The organism is Mycolicibacillus trivialis, assembly GCF_002102395.1.
Taxonomy (GTDB): domain Bacteria; phylum Actinomycetota; class Actinomycetes; order Mycobacteriales; family Mycobacteriaceae; genus Mycobacterium; species Mycobacterium triviale.
The window spans coordinates 1-19,574 of the sequence record NZ_LQPZ01000035.1; the positions used below are offsets into that span (position 1 = coordinate 1).

27 protein-coding genes are annotated in these 19,574 nt (G+C 69.8%); 8 read left to right on the forward strand and 19 right to left on the reverse strand.

All coding sequences use genetic code 11. The features are described 5' to 3' along the window. On the reverse strand, positions 1 to 239 hold a 239-nt coding region (locus AWC30_RS18110), incomplete at its 3' end, for a hypothetical protein (RefSeq protein WP_234808080.1). Between AWC30_RS18110 and AWC30_RS13060 the strand changes: the two genes are divergently transcribed. After that, entirely contained in the window at positions 132 to 383 is a 252-nt protein-coding gene (locus AWC30_RS13060) for a group I truncated hemoglobin (RefSeq protein WP_234808078.1), read from the forward strand. The two genes, AWC30_RS18110 and AWC30_RS13060, sit on opposite strands and share 108 nt — an antisense overlap. A gap of 62 nt (positions 384 to 445) precedes the next feature. Here the strand turns inward: AWC30_RS13060 and AWC30_RS13065 are convergent, their stop codons facing one another. The 3 genes from AWC30_RS13065 to AWC30_RS13075 form a co-directional block, all read right to left on the reverse strand. After that, positions 446 to 1,381, reverse strand: a complete 936-nt coding sequence (locus tag AWC30_RS13065) for a class I SAM-dependent methyltransferase (protein WP_085110663.1) — start codon at positions 1,379 to 1,381, stop codon at positions 446 to 448. Between the two features lie 41 nt (positions 1,382 to 1,422). Beyond that, positions 1,423 to 2,376, reverse strand: coding sequence for an SAM-dependent methyltransferase (locus AWC30_RS13070; RefSeq protein WP_085110664.1), 954 nt, complete (start codon positions 2,374 to 2,376; stop codon positions 1,423 to 1,425). Between the two features lie 64 nt (positions 2,377 to 2,440). Next, positions 2,441 to 3,076 (reverse strand): TetR/AcrR family transcriptional regulator, encoded by a 636-nt coding sequence (locus tag AWC30_RS13075; RefSeq protein ID WP_207568445.1) that lies wholly within the window; start codon positions 3,074 to 3,076, stop codon positions 2,441 to 2,443. Between the two features lie 87 nt (positions 3,077 to 3,163). On the opposite strand from AWC30_RS13075, the gene AWC30_RS13080 reads away from it, so the two are divergent. Both AWC30_RS13080 and AWC30_RS13085 read left to right on the forward strand, forming a co-directional pair. Continuing rightward, the gene (locus AWC30_RS13080) at positions 3,164 to 3,727 is read left to right on the forward strand and encodes a TetR/AcrR family transcriptional regulator (protein ID WP_085110666.1); all 564 of its coding nucleotides are present in this window, start codon (positions 3,164 to 3,166) and stop codon (positions 3,725 to 3,727) included. 212 nt (positions 3,728 to 3,939) lie between these two features. Further along, positions 3,940 to 4,332 (forward strand): nuclear transport factor 2 family protein, encoded by a 393-nt coding sequence (locus tag AWC30_RS13085; RefSeq protein WP_085110667.1) that lies wholly within the window; start codon positions 3,940 to 3,942, stop codon positions 4,330 to 4,332. Here AWC30_RS13085 and AWC30_RS13090 read toward each other — a convergent pair. The 4 genes from AWC30_RS13090 to AWC30_RS13105 are packed head-to-tail and all read right to left on the reverse strand — an operon-like array spanning position 4,329 to position 6,800. Then, positions 4,329 to 4,718: a DUF427 domain-containing protein gene (locus tag AWC30_RS13090; protein ID WP_085110668.1), complete on the reverse strand. Its 390-nt coding sequence runs from the start codon at positions 4,716 to 4,718 to the stop codon at positions 4,329 to 4,331. The genes AWC30_RS13085 and AWC30_RS13090 overlap by 4 nt on opposite strands. A 20-nt stretch (positions 4,719 to 4,738) precedes the next feature. Continuing rightward, the gene (locus tag AWC30_RS13095; protein ID WP_085110669.1) at positions 4,739 to 5,779 is read right to left on the reverse strand and encodes an NAD-dependent epimerase/dehydratase family protein; all 1,041 of its coding nucleotides are present in this window, start codon (positions 5,777 to 5,779) and stop codon (positions 4,739 to 4,741) included. Continuing rightward, complete coding sequence (locus AWC30_RS13100; protein WP_085110670.1) at positions 5,776 to 6,306, reverse strand: nuclear transport factor 2 family protein; 531 nt, start codon at positions 6,304 to 6,306, stop codon at positions 5,776 to 5,778. Before AWC30_RS13100 ends, AWC30_RS13095 begins: the two co-directional genes overlap by 4 nt. Next, entirely contained in the window at positions 6,303 to 6,800 is a 498-nt protein-coding gene (locus AWC30_RS13105) for an SRPBCC family protein (protein ID WP_085110671.1), read from the reverse strand. The genes AWC30_RS13100 and AWC30_RS13105 overlap by 4 nt, the downstream gene beginning before the upstream one ends. 133 nt (positions 6,801 to 6,933) lie before the next feature. Between AWC30_RS13105 and msrA the strand changes: the two genes are divergently transcribed. Beyond that, positions 6,934 to 7,443 carry a peptide-methionine (S)-S-oxide reductase MsrA gene (gene msrA / locus AWC30_RS13110; protein ID WP_085110672.1) on the forward strand — a complete coding sequence of 170 codons (510 nt, stop codon included), beginning with the start codon at positions 6,934 to 6,936 and terminating at the stop codon, positions 7,441 to 7,443. A 1-nt stretch (position 7,444) separates the two neighbouring features. Here the strand turns inward: msrA and AWC30_RS13115 are convergent, their stop codons facing one another. Continuing rightward, a complete protein-coding gene (locus AWC30_RS13115; protein WP_085110696.1) occupies positions 7,445 to 7,900 on the reverse strand; it encodes a YiiD C-terminal domain-containing protein in 456 nt (151 codons plus the stop codon). Positions 7,901 to 7,910: 10 nt separating this feature from the next. Beyond that, positions 7,911 to 9,224, reverse strand: coding sequence for a cytochrome P450 (locus AWC30_RS13120; RefSeq protein ID WP_085110673.1), 1,314 nt, complete (start codon positions 9,222 to 9,224; stop codon positions 7,911 to 7,913). Between the two features lie 117 nt (positions 9,225 to 9,341). Between AWC30_RS13120 and AWC30_RS13125 the strand changes: the two genes are divergently transcribed. Together AWC30_RS13125 and AWC30_RS13130 are read left to right on the forward strand one after the other, a co-directional pair. Beyond that, on the forward strand, positions 9,342 to 9,953 hold the full coding sequence (locus AWC30_RS13125) for a TetR/AcrR family transcriptional regulator (RefSeq protein WP_234808079.1): 612 nt from the start codon (positions 9,342 to 9,344) through the stop codon (positions 9,951 to 9,953). Between the two features lie 78 nt (positions 9,954 to 10,031). Continuing rightward, positions 10,032 to 10,244, forward strand: coding sequence for a TOBE domain-containing protein (locus tag AWC30_RS13130; RefSeq protein ID WP_085110697.1), 213 nt, complete (start codon positions 10,032 to 10,034; stop codon positions 10,242 to 10,244). A gap of 21 nt (positions 10,245 to 10,265) precedes the next feature. On the opposite strand, the gene AWC30_RS13135 is transcribed toward AWC30_RS13130, so the two are convergent. The 4 genes from AWC30_RS13135 to AWC30_RS13150 are packed head-to-tail and all read right to left on the reverse strand — an operon-like array spanning position 10,266 to position 14,104. Then, the gene (locus AWC30_RS13135; protein ID WP_085110675.1) at positions 10,266 to 11,327 is read right to left on the reverse strand and encodes an LLM class flavin-dependent oxidoreductase; all 1,062 of its coding nucleotides are present in this window, start codon (positions 11,325 to 11,327) and stop codon (positions 10,266 to 10,268) included. Next, the gene (locus AWC30_RS13140) at positions 11,327 to 11,842 is read right to left on the reverse strand and encodes an SRPBCC family protein (RefSeq protein ID WP_085110676.1); all 516 of its coding nucleotides are present in this window, start codon (positions 11,840 to 11,842) and stop codon (positions 11,327 to 11,329) included. The genes AWC30_RS13135 and AWC30_RS13140 overlap by 1 nt, the downstream gene beginning before the upstream one ends. Positions 11,843 to 11,883: 41 nt before the next feature. Continuing rightward, on the reverse strand, positions 11,884 to 12,990 hold the full coding sequence (locus AWC30_RS13145; RefSeq protein ID WP_085110677.1) for a fatty acid desaturase family protein: 1,107 nt from the start codon (positions 12,988 to 12,990) through the stop codon (positions 11,884 to 11,886). A 31-nt stretch (positions 12,991 to 13,021) separates the two neighbouring features. Continuing rightward, on the reverse strand, positions 13,022 to 14,104 hold the full coding sequence (locus AWC30_RS13150; protein WP_085110678.1) for a ferredoxin reductase: 1,083 nt from the start codon (positions 14,102 to 14,104) through the stop codon (positions 13,022 to 13,024). A gap of 70 nt (positions 14,105 to 14,174) precedes the next feature. On the opposite strand from AWC30_RS13150, the gene AWC30_RS13155 reads away from it, so the two are divergent. Both AWC30_RS13155 and AWC30_RS13160 read left to right on the forward strand, forming a co-directional pair. Beyond that, positions 14,175 to 14,837: a TetR family transcriptional regulator gene (locus AWC30_RS13155; protein WP_085110679.1), complete on the forward strand. Its 663-nt coding sequence runs from the start codon at positions 14,175 to 14,177 to the stop codon at positions 14,835 to 14,837. A 59-nt stretch (positions 14,838 to 14,896) separates the two neighbouring features. Further along, the gene (locus AWC30_RS13160) at positions 14,897 to 15,922 is read left to right on the forward strand and encodes an alcohol dehydrogenase catalytic domain-containing protein (protein WP_085110680.1); all 1,026 of its coding nucleotides are present in this window, start codon (positions 14,897 to 14,899) and stop codon (positions 15,920 to 15,922) included. Positions 15,923 to 16,058: 136 nt separating this feature from the next. On the opposite strand, the gene AWC30_RS13165 is transcribed toward AWC30_RS13160, so the two are convergent. Genes AWC30_RS13165 through AWC30_RS13185 form a run of 5 tightly spaced genes read right to left on the reverse strand, consistent with a single transcriptional unit; the run spans position 16,059 to position 19,570 of the window. Further along, the gene (locus AWC30_RS13165; protein ID WP_085110698.1) at positions 16,059 to 16,811 is read right to left on the reverse strand and encodes an SDR family NAD(P)-dependent oxidoreductase; all 753 of its coding nucleotides are present in this window, start codon (positions 16,809 to 16,811) and stop codon (positions 16,059 to 16,061) included. Between the two features lie 4 nt (positions 16,812 to 16,815). Further along, a complete protein-coding gene (locus AWC30_RS13170; RefSeq protein WP_109562060.1) occupies positions 16,816 to 17,310 on the reverse strand; it encodes a nuclear transport factor 2 family protein in 495 nt (164 codons plus the stop codon). Beyond that, positions 17,307 to 18,173 carry an LLM class F420-dependent oxidoreductase gene (locus AWC30_RS13175; RefSeq protein WP_085110681.1) on the reverse strand — a complete coding sequence of 289 codons (867 nt, stop codon included), beginning with the start codon at positions 18,171 to 18,173 and terminating at the stop codon, positions 17,307 to 17,309. Before AWC30_RS13175 ends, AWC30_RS13170 begins: the two co-directional genes overlap by 4 nt. Beyond that, the gene (locus AWC30_RS13180) at positions 18,174 to 18,968 is read right to left on the reverse strand and encodes an SDR family NAD(P)-dependent oxidoreductase (protein ID WP_085110700.1); all 795 of its coding nucleotides are present in this window, start codon (positions 18,966 to 18,968) and stop codon (positions 18,174 to 18,176) included. Further along, on the reverse strand, positions 18,965 to 19,570 hold the full coding sequence (locus AWC30_RS13185) for a GNAT family N-acetyltransferase (protein ID WP_109562063.1): 606 nt from the start codon (positions 19,568 to 19,570) through the stop codon (positions 18,965 to 18,967). Before AWC30_RS13185 ends, AWC30_RS13180 begins: the two co-directional genes overlap by 4 nt. Positions 19,571 to 19,574 lie beyond the last annotated feature (4 nt).

Sequence of the window (19,574 nt, forward strand, 5' to 3'; positions counted from 1 at the left end):
CCGGCCCAGCCGATTGACACTTCAGCGAAACGCCGAGAATCGGTCATCACCATTCCATCGGTGGATTCAGGCTCAGCGGCTTTTTCGCCGGAGTCAATATGCAGCGCCAGATCGGCAAACAGATTGATTTCTTGGCTGCCGCGATGGGCGGCCCACTGCCTTACGCCGGACCGTCGCTCAAACAGGCCCACCAAGGTCGTGGCATCCAACTCCGCCATTTCACGTTGGTCGCCGAGCACCTGGTCGCCTCGTTCCGCGATGCCGGTGTGCCCTCGGCAGCGATCGACGACATCGTTGCCCTGCTTGCCCCGCTGGCCGCCGACATCGCCTCGGATGCCCCGGAACCGGCGGCGGACCCGGTGACCTCTGCCCCGGTGCGGTAGCGAACGGTCGACCCGACGGGCTTAGAAGTGGCCCCCGGGGGCCGCAGCCGCCTGCCCTATCCCTATCGGTGTGCCCGCACGAAGCGGGAGAACTCATCGGCGTTCGGGTCGTCCAGCGGCGAGTCCACCCAGCGCCCCACCGCCGTCATCTCCTCCTTGGACGAGCGCGCCGTCGCCGACCAGCCGTGCGCGTCCAGCCAGTCGGCCAACTCGGCGCGGTCGGGGTCGTTGTAGGTCAGGTCGGCGAAGTCGACCGGTTGCGGCAGGCCCAGCTTCTCCGCGGCGCTGCGGAACCGCAGCCGCATCTGCTCGCGGCGCTCCTCGAGTTGGTGCGCCGCGGTCTCGGCGGCCAGCCGACTGCCCGGTGCGCTGAGGTCGGTGATCTGCCCGAAGAGCCGGTCCTGGGCGTCCGCCGGCAGATACATCAACAGGCCTTCGGCCAGCCAGGCGGTCGGTTGGGCGGGCTCGAACCCCGCCGCCCGCAGCGCGGCGGGCCAGTCCTGCCGCAGGTCGCAGGCGACCGCCACCCGTCGCGCCGACGGCTGCACCCCGTTGCGCTCGAGGGTCGCGGCCTTGTATTCGAGCACCTTGGGCTGATCGATCTCGAAGACGGTGGTGCCGGCCGGCCAGTCCAGCCGGTAGGCCCGCGAGTCCAGCCCGGAGGCCAGGATCACCACCTGCCGGACCCCCGCGGCGACCGCGTCGGCGAAGTAGGCGTCGAAGAACCGGGTGCGCACCGCCTGGTAGCCGCGCATCCGCTGGAAGATCGCCGCGGTCTCCGGGTCGATGGACTCCAGTTTCTGCTCCATCGAGTCGTCCAGCATCATCTCCCAGACCCCGGTGCCCGCGCCGGCGACCAGCATCTTGGCGTAGGGGTCGTTGATCAACGCGTCGGGCCTGTCGGTCTCCACCGCCCGCGCGGCGGCGACCATCACCGCGGTGGTCCCGACGCTGGTGGCGATGTCCCAGGTGTCGTCGTCGCTGCGTAATGCGCCCATCGGATCGATCCTCGTTTCTGGTGGGGTTTCTGGTGGAATTGTCACCGCTGCGCGGTGAGCAGGAGGGTGCTGGTGGTCTGCTCGAGCAGGTCGTCGGGGACCGGCCGGCCCAGCCGCGCCATCTCGTCGTGGCTCTCCACGACGGTGACCAGCCAGTCGTGGCCGTTGAGCAGGTCGGCGGCCGCCGGGCGGTCGGGTTCCCGGTAGGTCAGGGTGGCGATGTCGACGCCGATCCCGAGCCGCTCCCGGACCCCGGCGGCGCGTTCGCGGAACGCGGTGTGCCGTTCGTCCTCCTCGCCGGGGCGGGCCAGCCGGAACGATTCGACGGCGATCCGACTTCCCGGCGCGCTGAGCGCGGTGATCTCGGCGAACAGCCGACCTTGCGCGTCGGCGGGCAGGTAGGGCAGCAGCCCCTCGGCCAGCCACGCGGTGGGACGGTCCGACTCGAAGCCGGCGTCACCCAGCGCGGCGGGCCAGTCCTCCCGCAGGTCGACGGCGACGGGCCGTCGGTCCGCCACGGGTTGCGCGCCCTGCCCGGCGAGAGTCTCGGCTTTGTAGTCGAGCACCCTGGGCTGGTCGATCTCGAAGACGGTGGTGCCGGCCGGCCAGCCCAGCCGATAGGCCCGCGAGTCCAGTCCCGCGGCCAGGATCACCACCTGCCGGATCCCCGCGGCGGCCGCCCCGGTGACGAACGTGTCGAAGAAATGGGTGCGCACCGCCTGGTAGTCGCGGGCCATCGCGTGGATGCGGTGGCCGTACCGGTCGTCGGGGTCCAACCAGCCCGAATCCGGGTCGGTGAGCCGCGCCCAGGACCGGCCGGCGGCGGCGACCAGGGGGCCGGCGAACTCGTCGCGGATCAGCGGGTCGGGTCGCGCCGTCTCGGCGGCGCGGGAGGCGGCCACCCCCAGCGCCGTGGCACCGACGCTCTCGGTGATGTCCCAGCTGTCACCGTCGGTCCGGACCGACTGCACCTGTTCACTCATGGTCGCGGCCATCCTACCCCGCATAGTTAGCCAAGCTATCGGCCAATCCGGGGTTTCGGTCGGGGTGCCGCTGCCGTCAGTCCCGGACCCGCCACAGCCGGTTGGTCAACAACATCGCGACGCGTTCACCGGCGGCGCGCACCTCGACGGGGTCGCCGATGAAGCCGGCGTAGAAGCCCAGCCCCCACAGGGTCGAGACGAGCACCTCGACCAGTCCCGCGGCATCCACGTCGCTGTCGCAGTCGCCGTTGACGATGGCGTCCTCGACCACACCGGTCAGGAATCTGCGGGACCGGGCCAGCGGATCGGCGCCGGCCGGCATCAGGCCCGGGTCGCGACGGGCCTCGAGCATCGCGGTGACCATGAACGCCGCCACCGACCGGTCCGCGGCGGCGGCCTCCACCGCCGAGGCGGTGAACGCCGTCAGCCGTCCCCGCAGTGTCGTCTCGGCGTTGGCGCGCTCGATACCCGTCCCCACGGCCAGGACATTCGTCTCGGCCAGCACCTCGCGGAACAGGGCGCCCTTGTCCGAGAAGTAATGGTTGATCGCCGGCCTGGTCAAACCGGCCCGATTGGCGATCTCCTGGAAGGTGGCCGCGCCGTAGCCGACCTCGGCGAAGACCTCGCGGGCCGCGCGGATGATGTTCTGGCGGGTCTCGGCGCCACTGGCGGCCGGGGGGCGACCCGGCCCTCGGCTCGTGGCGGGAGGCACAATAAAAATACTGCCACAGCCAAACCGGGGGCGCCGGGCACGGCCCGCGACCGTATTTGTCGGCATCGACAATATAAACTCGTCGCCATGACACCGCCGGTATCGCGGGAAGCGTATTACGACACCGGTATGGCCATTCTGGCCGACCAGGGATACGGCGGACTCAAGCTCGCCGAGGTCTGTTCTCGGCTCGGCGTGACCAGCGGGTCGTTCTACCACTACTTCACCAGCTGGTCGGTCTACACCCACGGACTGGTTGAGTACTGGCTGCAGGAACGGCGCCGCCGAATCGAGCAGAAGATCGAGAGCTCACCCGACCCGCGACAGCGCATCGAGGCCATGCTGCAGGCCGGCCGGCGGCTGGCCCACGGCGCCGAGGCCGGCATCCGGGTGTGGAGCGCGCTGGATCCCGCGGTCCGCAAGATCCAAGAGCAGGTCGACCGCCTCCGGTTCGACGCCGTCTATGACGCCGCCACCGAACTCCTGGGCGACGGCCGGCAGGCCCAGGTCTTCGCTCAATGCGTGCTCTACACCCTCGTCGGCTACGAGCAGGCCATGCTCCCGCGCGACGACGAGGCGCTGGCCTGGATCGTCGAACAATTGCTCGCCGCCCTCGACGCCGGGACGTTCGCCGACGTGCCCACCCCCTGAGTCCCCACCGCCTGACCACCGCGGGGCCGCGAGCCGGCCGTGCCTATACTGAGCCCTGACCACGAGGAGGCCGTAGTGTCAGACGGACCAGTGAACTACGCGCGCGGTATCCGCATCTTCACCCTGGGGATGCTGGCCGTGCTGATCATCGCCACCGTCGTGATCGTGATCGCCGCGCAGATCTCCCCCACGTAAACCGTCGGGATGGCCCGGTGACCACGCCGTTCGACGACCCGCAGGCCGGGTTGGCGTGGCTGTTTCTCCAATGCCTCTGCGAGGGCGGCGACCTCGATGAGGGGTTTGACTTGCTCGCCGCTGATTTCCGGTATTGGAGTATCGCGCTCGACCGGCACATCGACAAGGCGGCGCTGCGCAGGCTTGTCGAGCGCCGGCAGCAGACCGTCGAGGTCATCGACCTGCTGGGCTGTGTCAACGAGGGCGAGAACGTCGTGATCGAGGCCCGCGCGGCCGGGACCGCCGCCGACGGCGACCGCTACGACACCCCGATGGCGTTCGTCGTCGAGACCCGCGACGGGATGATCGTCGAACTGCGCGAGTACAGCGACCCCCGGCTGACCGGACATGCCGGCGACGTCGGCGGCTAATCCGGCGCGATGCTGATCCGGGCGATCTGCGGGTAGAACGCCACATGCTCACCGATCGCCGCGACCGCCGGATGCGGGCGCCGGTAGGTCCAGGCCGCGTCATCGACGGTGTCGCCGTCGGCGGTGCTGATCCGGTAGTAGTCGGCCTCCCCCTTGAACGGGCAGTAGCTGTGGCTTTCGGTGCGGCTCAGCACCGCCGGATCGATATCGGCGACCGGGATGTACTGCACCGCCGCATAGCCCGCTTCGCGCAACGTCAGGGCGTGGTCGGTATCGGCGATGAGTTGGCCGCCGATCCGGACGGTCACCCGATGCCCCGTCGGGGTGATCGTGATCGAATGGTCGACGCTGGGCGCCAGGATCGGCCGGTCGTCCGCCTCGGTCATGGTTCCTCCCGCCGTCGCCGCTAGAGGTCCCAGACCTCCCGCACCCCTTCGGTTTTACCCCCCGGCTTCTTCAGCCGCATCCAGAACCGGGCGGCCTCCCGGATCGATTCCTCGACCGGCCTCGGTTCCCAGCCCAACTCGCGCACCGCCTTGGTGTGGTCCACCGGGGCCTCGGCGCGCATCATCCGCACCGACGTCACCGACAGTTCCGCGTCCTTGCCGGTGAGCCGCGCCTTGAGGCTGCCCAGCGCACCGAGCGCGTAGAGCACGGGCACCGGGATGGTGCGCGGCGGCATCGCCACCCCCGCCTCGTCGACGGCGACGCGGATGACGTCGGTCAGGGCCATCATCTTCTCCGAGATCAGGTAGCGCTCGCCGTCCCGGCCGTGCTCGGCGGCGAGCAGCAGCGCCCGCGCGGCGTCGTCGACACCGACCACCTCCAGGGCGACGTCCTTCATCAGAAACGGCAGCTTGCCGTAGACGGCGCCGGCGATGAAGGCGCCGTGCGGGGTACGGCCCCAGTCGCCGTCGCCGTAGGTGGTGGACACGCACATCGCCACCGCGGGCAGCCCCTCCTCCGCGGCGTACCGCCGCACCATCTGCTCGGCCTGCAGTCGGGATGCGACGTAGGGGGTGAGACCGCGCGGGTCGAGCACGTCGTCCTCGGTCGCCACCCTGCCGCGTCGCCGGTCGACGGTGGCGTAGCTGCTGGTGAACACGAACCGCTTCAGGTCCATCGTCTTGGCGACCTCGAGCACGTTGCGCAGGCCTTCGACGTTGGTCCGGAACAGTGGAGCGGGATCGCGCAACCACGCCCGGGTGTCGACGACGCAGTAGTACACGACGTCGACACCGGTCATCGCGGTCCGCAGGGTGTCGGTGTCGAAGATGTCGCCGTGGAACCGGACCACGTCGAGATCGTCGATGCTGCGGGTATTGGCGTTGGGGCGCACCATGACCCGGACTTCGGCGCCCTCGGGTCCGTCTTCGACCAGCCGACGCGTGACATGCGAGCCGAGGAAGCCGTTGGCCCCGATGACGAGGGTGGCCGGGGTGCTCATGCGTCGCCTCCGTACTGCTGCATCCAGCGGGCCGCCGCGTCGTCGAGGGTGCCCAGTTCTTTGGCCTTGCGGCACCATTTCATCGCCGCGGAGGCGAACCGCAGTGGGTTGTAGACGTCTTCCTGCCGCCGCCACAGTCCGTCGCCGCCGTAGGTGAGGATGGTGATGTTGGTGGCGTTGATGACCGTGCCGTCCCCGGGGTCGATCATCGGGTTGTCCAGTTCGCAGATGACCCGCCCCGTCGGCTCGTCGATCACCGACCACAGCGAGGGGAACTCCGCCATGTGGCTACCCGGGAACGTCGACATCGTCGTGCTGATCCAGGCGCGGACCGGTTCGCGGCCGTGCATGGTGCCCGCGGCGTGCTCGATGTATTCGACGTCGTCGGTGTAGTGGCCCACCCAGATGTTCCAGTCCTTGGCGGCGGCGGCGCGGGCCACCGTCTCCTCGAAGGTGGCGAAGGCCGCCGCCAATTCGGCGCGGCTGAACTGCGGAGTCGTCACGTCCTGAACTAGAACACGTTTCATTCGGGTTGTCGAGCGGTTCCGCGGTGGCCGACGGCGGCCAGCACGACCGGGTCGGCGCAGCCCCGGGCGAATCCCGCGATGCGCTTGTCGATGTCGCGCCCGAGCCACCAGCGCCCGATCCGTTCGGCCAGCGGGGCCAGCCATGCCGGCCGACAGGTGAAGCTGTACCGCCACGTCGCGAGCGTGCCGCCGTCGCCGGCCGGGTTGAACCGCCACCCGCTGCCGAACGTCGAGAAGAACCACGGGCCCCTGATGACCTTGATGCCGACGTTGGTGGGCGGATTGAACGAGACGTATTCGCTGATCATGGTCAGCCCCGACCAGTGCCGGGTGTGGGTGCGCACCCCCTTGGCCGGGGCGGTCGCCCCGTCGACGAACCACTGCTTGGAGATGAACGGGTCCCAACGCAGCCGGATCTCGCCGGTGGTCTGGGAGACCGCGAACGCCGTGGCCGGATCGACCGGGATACGCACCGACGACTCCACGACCGGCATCGCTCTCCTTCCCTCACCGCCGATCTTAGGGCGATTGCGGTGACCGCCCGGGCGGGATTCGACCACTCGACCGCGGCCCGACGCCATCGGTAGGTTGGTGTCATGCGGCGGCGAGAGGAACGGAGGCCACATCGTGACCGACCATAAGACGGCGATTCTGGCGGGCGGCTGCTTCTGGGGTATGCAGGACCTGATCCGCAAACAGCCCGGGGTCGTCACCACCCGGGTGGGCTACACCGGCGGGCAGGTCGCCAACGCCACCTACCGCAACCACGACGGGCACGCCGAGGCGATCGAGATCACCTACGACCCGCAGCGCACCGACTACCGCAGCCTGCTGGAGTTCTTCTTCGCGATCCACGACCCGACCACCCGCGACCGGCAGGGCAACGACGTCGGCACCAGCTACCGGTCGGCGATCTTCTACGGCGACGACGCCGAGCGGCAGATCGCGCTGGACACCATCGCCGACGTCGACGCGTCGGGCCTGTGGCCGGCGCCGGTGGTCACCGAGGTCAGCCCGGCCGGCGACTTCTGGGAGGCCGAACCCGAACACCAGGACTACCTGGAGCGCAACCCGGGCGGCTACACCTGCCACTTCATCCGGCCGCAGTGGCGGCTGCCGGCCGGCGCGGAGCGCTGACTCAGCGCCCGTGGGCGCGCAGCTGGTAGAGCCCGCGGGTGGTGGCCACCGTCTGACCGTCGGCGTCGGTGACGGTCGCCTCGAGGACGAAGTCGGCCTTGCCGCGGTCGGCGGCTTCGGCCGCCACCCGGGTGATGGTGTCCTCGTCGAGGCTCGCTTCGGCGCGCAGCTCCGAGCGGGCCATCCCCACGAAAGCGATGTCGAGGTTCTTCACCAGCGGGAAGTACTTCGCCGAGTCGAACGTGGACAACGCGATGACGCCGCCGAGGATCTCCGCGACGGTGAACTCGACCCCGGCGTAGACGACCCCGAAGTGGTTGCCGTTGCCCTCCGCGGGCACGGTGGCGGCGGCGTATCCGCGGCGGGCTTCGACGATCTTCACCCCCATCGTGTGCGCGACCGGGATGGTCTGCTGCATCCCGGCGTTCATCATGTCGACAAGGGTGGTATCGGTCATGGCGGTCATGCTAGCGGCGCCGGACCACGATGCGGCCACCGTCCTTGGGAACGAACGCCACGCCCCGCGAATGCCACTTCTCCCCCGGTGCGCTGGACGGTTGGATCGTGAAGTGCTGCAAGACGGTCCGCACCACCACGTCGAGCTCGGCGTTGGCGAAGGTCGCGCCGGGACACCGGCGGGTTCCGCCGCCGAACGGGATCCAGGCGAAGGTGGCCGGGCGGGTGTCGATGAAGCGGTTCGGGTCGAACCGGTCCGGGTCGTCGAACGCCACCGGGTTCTCGTGGATCCGTGCGATGCTGACCCCGATCAGACAGCCCTGCGGCAGCACCCAGTCCCCCAACTCGAAGTAGGGGGCCAACACCCGCCGTCCGGCGAAGTCGATGACGGTCCGGTTGCGCTGCAGTTCGTAGATGGTGGCCTGCCGCAGTTCGCTGCCGCCCGCGTCGACCTCCTCGGTCAGCCGGGCCAGCAACTCCGGCTGCCTGCTGATCCGTTCGAACACCCAGCCCAGCGTGGAGGCGGTGGTCTCGTGCCCGGCGGCCAGGAAGGTCAGCAGCTCATCGCCGATGTCACTGCGCGACATGGTCGAGCCGTCCTCGTAGCTGCTGCGCAACAGCAGCGACAGCACGTCGGTGCGCTGCTCGAAGTTCGGGTCGGCTTGCACGGTCGCGACCAACCGGTCGATGACGGTCTCGTATTGGGCGCGCCAGGTGGCCAGCCGGCCCCACGGCGAAAACCGCCCGTAGGTGCGTTTCGGGGTCGGAAAGGCGACCAGCCGCGAGCCCAACGTCACCCAGGGCGGGATGATTTCGCGCAGCTCATCGAGGTCGGCGCCGTCGGCGCCGAACACCGCACGCAGGATCACGTTGAGGGTGATCCGATTCATCGGCTGCAGTGTCTCGACCGGTTTGCCGAGCGGCCAGTCGGCGGTTTCGGCCAGGGTCTCCTGTTCGATGATCCGTTCGTAATTCTTGATGTTCTGGCCGTGGAACGGCGGCGAGAGCAGCCGGCGGCGATCGCGGTGGGCGTCGCCGTCGAGGGCGAACACCGACCCGGGCCCCAACAGCCGGCTCAGGTTCGGCTGGATGTTGCCGAGCACCTCGGGGCTGCTGGTGAACACCTGTTTGGCCAGTTGGGGATCGGTCACCATCACGATCGAGCCGAAGACCGGCACCCGAGCCGTGAACGCGGCGCCGTACCGCCGGGCGATCCGCTGGATCGTCTGACGACGACGGAACGCGAAGCCGAGGCCCTGGATCGCCTGCGGGATCCGCGGCCCGGGTGGCAACCGGATCGCCGGTACTGAGACGACGTCGGTCATGGTGCTGCTCCGATCCTTCACTCGCCGGTACCGCGATGTACCACAACAGCGCACTCCGGACGGTACGCTGAAGTACCAATGCTGACAAGGGCGACGGGGAGTGGCGTGGCGAAGACCGTGGTGGCCGAGGTCTCGGAGACCACCGAAGGCCGCGCCGACCCGTTCCGGCAGCGGCTGCTCGACGGCCTGGCCGCCTCGCTCGCCGAGCGCGGCTACCGGGCAACGACGGTCGCCGACATCGTCCGCTCGGCACGCACCTCCAAACGCACCTTCTACGACCGGTTCGCCGGTAAGGACGAGTGTTTCGTGGAGCTGCTGCTCGCCGATGAGGAGCAGCTGCGGGAGCGCATCCGGTCGGCGGTCGACCCGGCCGGCGACTGGCGGGACCAAGTCGAGTCGGCAGTGGCCGCCTACGTGACCCATATCGGGGAACGCCCGGCGGTCACGTTGAGCTGGATCCGGGAGCTACCGTCGCTGGGCGCGGCCGCCCGCCCGGTACAGCGCCGCGGGCTACACCTGCTGGCGGAGCTGCTGGTCGAGTTGAGCGGCAGCGCGGGGTTCCGGCGCGCCGGGCTGCCGCCGCTGACCCCGGCGTTGGCGGTGATCCTGCTCGGCGGGATCCGGGAGCTGACCGCACTCACCGTCGAGGACGGCCGCGACGCCCACGAGATCATCGGCCCTGCGGTCGCCGCCGCGACCGCGTTGCTGGGCTCGCGCTCGCCCGGGTGATCTTGCCGGATTGCCCGCTCCCCCACTCGGCCGCGCCTAGGCTGGGCGGAACGTGAGGTGCGACCGGAAAGGGACATGATGCGACTCTCCACCCGAAACCAGTTGGCGGGCACCATCGCTGAAGTGGATATCGGCGCGGTGATGGCCACAGTGAAGGTCCGCCTGGCCGGCGGTGACCAGGTCATCACCTCCTCGATCACCAAGGAGGCGGCGGAGAATCTGGGGCTTGAGGTCGGCCAGGACGCGACCGTCTTCATCAAATCCACCGAGGTGACGATCGGCGTCGCGTAGTTCTCGTCGGCCCGGTCGTCCTCACCCGCCCGGTTCGACCGCACGCACCAGTTCGATGGCCCGGCCCAGGGTTTCGAGTTTCGCCTCGAGGGTGTCGCCGGCCGGGTACAGCCGGACGGTGTTCACCCCGGCGTCGCGCCACACCCTCAACCGGTCTCGCACCATCTCCTCGGTCCCGATCAGCGTGGTGGCCAGCACCATCTCGTCGGTGACCAGGGCGGTGGCCCCGTCGCGATCGCCGGCCTGCCAGCGCTGCCTGATCTCGGCGGCCACCGTGGTCCAGCCCTGCCTGCTGTAGGCGCGGTTGTAGAAGTTGGTGTTGACCGTGCCCATACCGCCGAGGCTGAAGGCCAGTTCGCCCTTGCGCGCGTCGACCAGCCGCTTCAGCGTCTCCTCGTCGGCGGCGAAGGCGACCTCAGCACCCTGACAGATGTCGAGGTCGGCGCGGGTGCGCCCGGAGTGCTCCAACCCCTCGTCGAGGTGGGCGAAGTAGGCGTGCACCGCCCCCTCCGGCACGAAACTGGTCCCCAGCCAGCCGTCGGCGACCTCGCCGGTGAGCCGCAGCATCGCCGGCGACATCGCGGCCAGATACAGCGGGATCGGATGCCGTGGCCGGGTGGACAGCCGCATCGCCGCACCCTCCCCGCCGGGCCTGGGCAGGGTGTAGCGGACCCCGGAGTAGGTGATCTTCTCCCCGGCGAACGCCTGACCGATGATGTCGATGTTCTCCCTGAGCCGGGTCAGCGGCTTCGCGAACGCTTCGCCGTGCAGCCCTTCGATCACCCTCGGCCCGGAGGCACCCAACCCGAGCACGAACCGGCCGTCCGAGAGGTTGGACAGGGTGATCGCGGCCTGCGCGACCGCCACCGGCGAGCGGGTGCCGATCTGGATCACCCCGGATCCCAGCAGCAACCGGTCGGTGCGCGCCGCCAGATAGCCCAGGGCGGACGGGGCGTCCGATCCCCACGCTTCGGCGACGAAACACAGGTCCAGCCCGAGCCTTTCGGCTTCCACGACGAATTCGACGACCTGTGCCGGATCGTCTCCGAAGCCGGATGCTTCGACGGTGGTGGCGGTGCGCATCAGTGCGGGCCGGCTTCGGCGAGGCGTTTGATGCCGGCGAGGGTGTCGGTCATGGCGGTCTCGAATTCGCGCAGCCGGACGAAGACGATCTTCTGTTCCTTGTCCGGCATGGCTTCGATCGCCATCGACAGCCCGGACGGGCCCGGGCCGAGCTGGGCCGTGTAGGACAACGTGGTCGTCGGGCCGTCCGGCTCGAGGGCGAACCGCCAGACCGCGGCCGGGTCGGCGGGATCGCCGACCGCCCAGCCGAACTCACTCGGCTCGGTGCAGGCGATGACCCGTGCGGGCGCGCTCCACTCCCCGATGGCGGGGTTGTGGTTGTGGCCGACGAAGGTGGCGCCGAGCTCGGGGCCGCTGCTGGCGCCGGTCCATTCCACCGACTGCAGTTCGGTACTGAGCGTGGGCATCACCGCGATGTCGGTGACGACGCGCCACACCGCCTCCGGGGGCGCATCGATCCCGATGGTCACCGTGACGGTGGGGCTGTCGGCATAACGGGCACCGGTCCACTCCATGGGCTCATTGTGGCCCACGGAGCGGACCGGTGTCGTCCGCCTCAGGCGGCAGCCGCGCCCTGCTCGACGGACGCCGCGGCCCGGTCGTCGCGAGAAGGCAAGGCCAGCTTCACGATCTTGCGCACCACGGTGCCGAACTGCTTGTGCAGCGGACCGGTGTTGTACGGGATGCCGTAGCGGCGGCAGATCTCGCGGACCTGCGGGGCGATCTCGGCGTAGCGGTGCGCGGGCAGGTCCGGGAAGAGGTGGTGTTCGACCTGGAAGGACAGGTTGCCCGACAGCAGATGGAACAGTTTGCCGCCGGTCAGGTTCGCCGAGCCGAGGATCTGCCGGAAGTACCACATGCCGCGGGACTCGTTGCGGGTCTCCTGGATGCTGAATTCCTGGGTGCCTTCGGGGAAGTGACCGCAGAAGATGATCGTGTAGGCCCAGACGTTGCGCATCAGGTTGGCGGTGAGGTTGCCGGCGAAGACCCACGGCGCGAACGGGCCGGCCAGCAGCGGGAAGGCGACGTAGTCCTTGAGGGTTTGGCGGCGGACCTTCTGCCACGTCTCGCGCAGCATCTCCCGCTTGTCGGTGAAACCGATCTCTCCGGCGCGAATCCGCTCGAATTCGAGCTCGTGGACGGCCACGCCGTACTGGAAGAGCACCATCAGCAGGAACGCGTACAGCGGATTGCCCAGGTAGTAGGGCTGCCACGGCTGGTCGGGGCTCATCCGCAGGATGCCGTAGCCGATGTCGCGGTCCATCCCGACGATGTTGGTGTAGGTGTGGTGCATGTAGTTGTGGCTGTGCCGCCACTGGTCGGCCGGGCAGGCGGTGTCCCACTCGAAGTCGCGGCCGGCCAGCGCCGGGTCACGCATCCAGTCGTACTGGCCGTGCATGACGTTGTGGCCGATCTCCATGTTGTCGATGATCTTGGCCAGCCCCAACATGGTGGTCCCGGCCAGCCACGCCGGCGGCAGGATTCCGGCGAACAGCAGCGCCCGGCCGCCGACCTCCAGCGCACGCTGCGTCTTGACGACCCGGCGGATGTAGTCGGCGTCGCGCTTGCCGAGGTCGGCCAGCACGCTTTCCCGGATCGCGTCGAGCTCCTTGCCGAACGCGTCGGCCTGCTCGGGGGTGAGGGTGATCTTCTGAGTGCTCATCGTGGTTCTCCTCGGTGGGTGGCAGTGCGGGTCACAGGTCGATCTGGACGTCGCCGACGGGGACGCTCACGCAGATCTGGATGTTCTCGGCGTCGGCGCTGGAGACCGCGCCGGTGGTCAGGTTCATCACCACGCCGCTGGTCTTGCGGCAGGTGCAGGTGTGGCAGATGCCCATCCGGCAGCCGTGCCGGGGGCTCAACCCGGCGGCCTCCGCCTGATCGAGCAGGTTGCGGCCGTCGTCGACGATCCCGACGTCGCTGGCGGTGAAGGACACCCGCCCGCCGGACGGCTCGGTCGGCATCACGAACTCCGGCGGGGTGAAGCTCTCGGAGTACACCGTGGCGCAGTGCGCGCGCACCGCGTCGGCCAGCGCGGACGGGCCGCAGACGTAGACGACCGGGTCGTCGTCGTGCTCGCCGCGGGCGGCGGCGAGGTGGTCGGGTCCGAAGTGGCCGGCGACGTCGCCGGCGCCGGACCGGGTGTAGCCGTAGAGCACCCGGACGCCCGGCATCGCGGCCAGCTCGTCGCGGTAGCAGGCGTCGGCGGCGTTGCGCACGTAGTGCAGCAGGGTGACGGTGCCGTCGAAGCCCTCCGCGTGCAGGGTGCGCAGCATGGCCATCACCGGGGTGATGCCGCTGCCGCCGGCGACGAACAGCAGGTTGCGCGGCCGTGCGGCGGGCAGCACGAACTCACCGGCCGCCCCGTCGAGACCGACCACCATGCCGGCCCGGGCGTGCTCGTAGAGATGCGTGGAGACCAGCCCGCCGTCGTGGCGACCGATGGTCAGCTCCAGCTCGCCGGCGCCCTCGGCGTTGGCCGGCGAGTAGCAGCGGGTATGGCGACGCCCGTCGATCTCGACGGTGAGGTTGACGTGCTGGCCGGCCCGCAGCGACTGCCGTTCGGTGAACGCGGCGTTGGGGGCGAGGGTCAACGTGACGCTGCGCGGCGTGGTGCGGCGCACCGCGACGACCTTGGCGCGGGCGTCGCCGAGCACCAGGGTCGGGTCGAGGAGCTCGGTGTAGCGGTCCACGCCGTGCGGCCCGGTGAGGACGCCGAGCAGCCGCGATCCGCGTAGCCGCTCCCCGAGCGAGGAAGTCAAAGTTTGAGTGAACATATGTACACTGTGATTTGCATACCGCCAGGTCGTCAAGGCATTAACCCATGGTTGTGCTAGAGTTCACACAGTGAACAGTCGAGCTCCTGGATCACGTTCCTCGCGCCCGCCGCGGGAATCCCGCTCCCGCGAGGAGCGCAAGGAGGCCACCCGGAAGGCGATCGTGGCGGCCGCGCTGAAACTTCTCGAGGACCGCAGCTTCAGCGCGCTGAGCCTGCGCGAGGTCACCCGCGAGGTGGGCATCGTGCCGGCCGCGTTCTACCGTCACTTCCAGTCGATGGAAGCGCTCGGGTTGGCCCTGATCGACGAATCCTTCCGCGCGCTGCGCGACATGCTCCGTGAGGCACGGACCGACAAGGTCGACCCCAACCGGGTCATCGAGTCCTCGGTGGACGCGCTGGTCGAGAACGTCGCCGCCCAGCGCGAGCACTGGCGGTTCATCAGCCGGGAGCGCAACAGCGGGGTGACCGTGCTGCGCTACGCGATCCGCAGCGAGATCCGGCTGATCACCTCCGAGTTGGCCACCGACCTGGCCCGGTTCACCGGCCTGAACGAGTGGAGCACCGAGGACCTCAACGTGTTGGCCACCCTGTTCGTCAACTCGATGATCTTCATCGCGGAGTCGATCGAGGACATCCAGAATCCCGAGGCGCTCGAAGAGATCCGCCGCACCGCGGTCAAGCAGATCCGGATGGTGACCGTCGGCATGGGCGGCTGGCGCAGTACCGGCTGAAGACCCCGCTCGGCACCGGCCGGTCACCTAGGCTCGGGACAATCCACCCCGAGGAGCCCATGCGATCGGTCGTCATCGACACCCCCGGCGCCGTACGGGTCACCGACCGTCCCGATCCGGTGCTGCCCGGGCCCGACGGCGCGATCGTCGCGGTGCGGGCCGCCGCGATCTGCGGATCGGACCTGCACTTCTACGAAGGGGACTATCCGCTGCCGGAACCCGTTCCGCTCGGCCATGAGGTGGTGGGCACCGTCGTCGAGGTCGGCACCGGAGTGCGCACCGTCGCCCCGGGCGACTCGGTGTTGGTGTCGTCGGTGGCCGGCTGCGGCAGCTGCGCGGGCTGCGCCACCGGCGACCCGGTGACCTGTGTGACCGGTCCTCAGGTCTTCGGCTCCGGAGCGCTGGGCGGTGGGCAATCCGAGCTGCTGGCGGTGCCCGCCGCGGACTTTCAGCTGCTCGCCATCCCCGACGGTTTCACCGACGAGGACGCGTTGCTGCTCACCGACAACCTGGCCACGGGGTGGGCGGCCGCCCGGCGCGCCGATATCCCGCCGGGTGGCACCGTGGCGGTGTTCGGGCTGGGCGCGGTCGGGTTGTGCGCGGTGCGCAGTGCCATCGCACAGGGCGCGGGCACCGTACTGGCGATCGACCCGGTGGCCGGGCGCCGAGACCGGGCCGCCCTCAGCGGCGCGACGCCGGTGTCCGGGCCGGCGGTGACCGCGGTGCTCGAAGCCACGGACGGTCGTGGCGCCGCCGCCGTCATCGATGCGGTGGGCAACGACACCACCCTGACCGAGTCGCTGGCCTGCGTGCGGCCCGGAGGCACGGTGTCGGTGGTCGGCGTGCACGATCTGCAGCCGTTCCCGTTCCCCGCCCTGATGGCACTGGTGCGCAGCACCACTCTGCGGATGACCACCGCACCGATTCAGCGCACCTGGCCCGAGCTGGTACCACTGATCCAGGCCGGGCGTCTGGACACCGGTGGCATCTTCACCGACACCATGCCGCTGGCCGACGCCGCCGACGCGTACTCGATGTTCGCCGCCCGCAGCCCGGAGTGCCTGAAGGTGGTGCTGCGAACCTGAGCCCCGCCCCGAGGTCCGCGAGGTTGAAGCTGTGCAGCGAAAGTTCGAGTAGCCGTCTGCACCGATTCAATCTCGCGGTCGTGGCGGGGCAGGGGGCGGGCGCAGTCGGCGGGGGTCACCGCCACCGCGCTGGAGTTCAGAGGCTAAGCGGGTAGCCGCCGCTGACCCGCAGGGTCTCGCCGGTGACGAACGAGGAGTCTTCGGAGCACAGGTACAGCAGCGCGGCGACGACGTCGCCGGTGGTGCCCAGCCGGTGCACCAGCTGGCGCTCCGCCACGATGTGCTCCACCAACGAGCTCGGCAGGTTCTCCCGTGCGTTGGCGGTGTCGGTCAGGCCCGGAGCGATCGCGTTGACCCGGATGCCGTCGGCGGCCAGCTCGGTGGCGAACGCGACGGTCAACCCGCGCACCGCCAGCTTGGACACTCCGTACGGGGTGACGTTGAGATAGCCGGCCACCGACGACAGGTTGACCACCACCCCGCCGCCGCGGGCACGCATCGGATCGCGGCAGGCCAGCGTGCAGTTGACGACGCCGATCACGTTCACGTCGAACAGAGTGCGGATGTCGGCGCGGGACAGCACGCCGAACGGCTGGTTGTAGCGCATCAGGTGCAGTCCGGCGTTGTTGACCAGGATGTCCACCCCGCCGAACCGCTCCACCGTTGCGGCGACCGCGGCGTCGACCTGGTCTTCGTCGGCGACGTCGCAGGTCACCGCCCAGACGCGGCCACCGTCGTCGTTCAGTTCGTTCGCAGTGCGCTGGGCGGCCGCGCCGTCGATGTCGGCGATGGCGACGGCGGCGCCCTCGTCGGTGAGCGCTCGGGCGAAGTCCCGGCCGAGACCTGCCGCACCACCGGTGACCAACGCGGTCTTGCCGTGGAAGCGCATCACGTCATCGACCCGCCGCGCGCACCAGCAGCGACCGTGCCCTGTCTCCGCCGTCGAGAACCTGCGCGATCCGCGACCGGATCCGCCAACCGGTCTCACCGCGGATCAGCTCGAAGTGGTTGACGGTCGCGCGCAGCAGCACATACCCGTCACCCTCGGCACGGCGCAGACAGAGCAGCGACTGGCAGACCGCCTCGGCCGTGTCGCCGCTGACCCGGATGACGGCCGGCCCGAGGAAATGGGCGCTGACCCGGGCGATCAACCTCCGGTGCGGGTCGGAGTCCACCATGGCGCGGATTTCGCCGTGGCCGCACATCTGTCGGTCCTCGACGGTGTAGCTGCCGCCGTCGGTCCACAGCCGAGCGGTGGCGTCGGCCTCACCGGCGTCGACCAGCGGGCCGTAGGAGGCAATCAGATCGGCGATCGCGCGCTCGTCTTCCACCGTCCGCAAGCGCTGCTCGAGTTCGTCGAGTCGTTGGCGCAGTTCGGATTCGGTCACGCCGTCTCCTCTCCGAGGCGATCAGCCAACTCCCGCAGCACCGTCAGCTGGGCGCAGTAGTGGTCGGCGGATCGGGACGCGACCACACAGGACACCAAGGTCGCGCCGGCGTCGCGCAGGCGCCGCAGCCGGTCGGTGGTGCCTGCCGGATCGCCTTCGGGGTCCACGGCGCGACCGGTGGACAACACGATTTCGAAGCCGGGCGGTGGAGGCAGCGCGGCCAACATCTCGCTGATCGCGGCGTAGCGCAGGCCGAACGGCATCCAGCCGTCGCCGAATTCCGTTGCGCGCCGCAGCGATCTGCGGGTGTGCCCGCCCACCCAGATCGGCACCCGCTCCTGAACCCCGCAGGGTTGCACGACCATCTCGTCATAACGGAAGTGGCTGCCGCGGTAGGACACCCGCTCCCGGCCGAACGAGGCTCGCAACGCACGCAGGGAGTCGTCAGCGCGAGCGCCGCGATCCTCGAACTGCGCGCCGAGCACGTCGAATTCGGTCCGCAACGAGCCGACGCCGACACCGAGCACCAACCGTCCGCCGCTGAGCCGGTCCAGGGTTCCGTAACGTTTGGCGATCTCCAACGGGTGGTGGTAGCCGAGCACCAGCACCGACGTCGTCAACCGGATCCGGGAGGTGCGTGCGGCAAGAAAACTCAACGTGGCCAACGGATCCCAATAGGTGGTGCCGCGTTCGGCGTCGCCGGGGGGCACCGCGACGTGTTCGGCGCAGGTGAGGTGATCGAAGCCGAGCCGGTCGGCGGTGGCCGCGATCGTCGCGATGTCCTCCGCCCCGGCGCCGCGTTCCCACTCCGATGCGACGCCCGGAACCTGCAGCACCACCGGGGTGACCAGACCGAGCCGCATTCAGTCCTCGATCCCGAGCAGCCGCTGCATGGCCCGGTGGGTGCCCCGCACCACCTTGGCCCGGTCCGGGTTGTTGCGGCGGGCCACGTCCTCGTCGTTGCTGCCGGCGATGAAGATCGGGCCGTGCGGCAGCCGGGCCAGACCCTGCTCAGCGACGTCGCGGGGTTCGGCGACCCGGATGCCCGGAGCGTCGAAGTTCAGCCCGACCCGTTCCATCGCCGGCGTGCGGGTGACGCCCAGCACCAGGTGCAACACGTCGACGTTGTGATCGCGCAGTTCCAGCCACAGGCTCTCGGCGAAGATCCGGCCGAACGCCTTGACCCCGCCGTAGACGCTGTGCCGGCTGGAACCGAGATAACCCGCCATCGAGCCGACCAGCAGGATCCCGCCACGGCGCCGTTCACGCATCGGCCTGCCGAAGCGCTGCACCAACTCCAGCTGCGCGCCGATGTTGAGGTCGAGGACGCGACGGAAATCGGTGAGGCCCCCGTCGAGGAATTCCTCGCTACAGGTGTTCGCCCCCGCGTTGTAGATCAGCAGGCCGACTTCGACGTCGCCGGCGAACTCGTCGATGCGGTCCACCGCGGCCGGATCGGTCAGATCGACGGCCAGTGTCCGCACCTCGACGCCATGCCTTCGGCAGCGTTCGGCGGTGGCCGCCAACGGATCCGGTGAACGCGCCACCAGCAGAAGGTTCAGCCCGGCAGCGGCCAGCAGATCGGCGAACTCGGCACCCACACCCTCCGAACCGCCGGCGATCAACGCCCACGGGCCGTACCGCTCATCGACGGTCATCGCGGATTCCGCCACATCCGCCACAGGGTCGGCCCGCCGCGCGGCAGCGTGACCTCCCCGGTCACCTGGAAACCGAACCGCTCGTAGTACGGCACGTTCTCCGCCTTGCTGGACTCCAGGTACGCCGGGCTGTGTTCGGCGTCGCATCGGTCAAGGCGGGACCGCATCAAGTCGCGGCCGAGCCCGCGGCCGCGCATCGTCGGGTCGCTGCCGATCGTGGCCAAGTACCAGTGCGGTTCCTCGGGGTGCTCGCGTTGCATCAGCTCGGTGAGGTCACGGCCGACGCCCAGCCGGGTGCCGAACGCGACGATCATCGCGGGCATCGCCAGCAGTTCGGTGCGCCGCGACGGCCGCCACCGGCCCGGCGGGTCCCACAACGCCACGCCGCCGATCGGGCCGCCCACCGACGCCACCTCCACCCCACCGCCGCGCAGGTGGTGGTGGCGGGTCAGCGCGGCGAACATCCGGGGCAGCCGCGCCTCACGGGAGCGGGCGTCGGGCAGCAGCCACATCGAGACCGGGTCGTCGTGGAAAGCGCGGGCCAGCACCCGCGCCAGCGCGGCGATGTCGGCTTTCTGCGCACTGCGCACCTCGTTCGGCACGCTC